Here is a 1554-nt window from a genome sequence, read left to right on the forward strand (position 1 = left end):
TATGGGTTGGTTAGCGACTAAGTTATCACCACTGTCTCTTACAACAGCTTGGTAACTCATTTTTTCTGGCGTTTGGGAAAAACTGGTTGCCGTTAGTAATATGGCTACTAAAAATATGTATAATTTTTTTTTCATATTTAATATTTTAATTTCAAAATTATCTAAAAACGCATTTATAAACGCTGTTTTTTCTTGTGCTCTGTTGGCTCTTTAAATACAACGCATTAGCACCAATACAACGCACTCCATAGCTCTACCCAAACTATACTTATTATTCTTCGGGGAAATATTTGGTGCTTATAAAAACTTCTAATACCAGTTTACAAGTATTTCTGTAAACCAGTAATTCCGTATGTAGTGCCATTTTTAAAAAATAAAAACCGACCGCTTATACGGCACTATTTAAATTGATAAATAACTAAATGGTTAAAAAGCCCGAACTGCACGCACATAGTAGCTGATGTACTTAAAGAAGCCGAGCTTATTGCCATCGGCGAAACTCTGGTACCATGCGTAAGGATTATTGACCTCCGAAGAACTCCAGTAGTAATCGTTATAAAAAACAGCACCTGAATTTGCGGTTGCTGTAGCTTCTATAGCTGCTTTATTTAGGTACATTTCATTTAACTCATCTTGACTCGGTAAAAACCAATCGTTAAAACCACCTCCTGTATAGGCTCTTGCTAAACCTGCTGCATAATCGGTTTCTGTTGGACCTTGCGCTGCTATAATAGCATCTGTATTTGCAGCGCCAGTGCCAACTGCGGTACCTGTAGCTCCGGTAACTATGTAAGAACCATTATTCCATGGTATTACTGAACTTTGGTCTTCTATAGCGCAAACTAGCCCATGGGTATTATCTGTAGGATCCACCCAGAATACCACGCCTCCATTTCTAAAGTCGCCTACTGTTGCTGGCTCTAAAGCTGTAATTCGAGCATCTAAAGCTGCTATTTGCGCCTCTAATGCATCTACATAAGCCTTTGTTGCAGCATCTTGGGCATCTGTTGGGTCGGTTACGTTTTTTATTTGAGCATCTGCTGTATTACCTTCAGTAAGTACTTCTGATAAATTTTGAATTTCGTTACTAATATCACTATCAGCATCATTAATAAGTGATGTTAAATCTACTGTTCCGCCACTATCAGATAGTGTTAAGTTAGGTGATGTAAAACTTAATGTTTGTGCAATACCTACTCCATCGGCTCCATCATTACCTGCAGGACCTTGTAGTCCTTGTAACCCTGTAGCTCCTGTAGCTCCATCCGTACCGTCAGTACCTGCAGCTCCATCTGCTCCGTCAGCACCATCATTACCTGTTGGACCTTGTGCGCCTTGTGGCCCAGTAGGTCCTGTTGCTCCTGTTGCCCCATCCAAACCGTTAGTGCCATCAGCTCCATCTGCTCCATCAGCACCATCATTTCCTGTTGGACCTTGTGCGCCTTGTGGCCCAGTAGACCCTGTTGCTCCTGTTGCCCCATCCAAACCGTTAGTGCCATCAGCACCATCGGATCCGTCGGCACCATCATTACCTGAGGGACCTTGTGGGCCTGT

At 41.9% G+C, this 1554-nt stretch carries 1 protein-coding gene; it reads right to left on the minus strand.

Going from position 1 to position 1554, the window contains the following annotated elements; all coding sequences use genetic code 11:
* Nucleotides 1-426: 426 nt before the first annotated feature.
* The coding region (locus tag HM984_RS17735) for an Lcl domain-containing protein (RefSeq protein ID WP_179350098.1) at nucleotides 427-1554 on the minus strand (1128 nt) is incomplete at its 5' end.

The sequence above is a fragment of the Winogradskyella pacifica genome, assembly GCF_013403915.1.
In the GTDB taxonomy this organism is placed as follows: Bacteria; Bacteroidota; Bacteroidia; order Flavobacteriales; family Flavobacteriaceae; genus Winogradskyella; species Winogradskyella pacifica.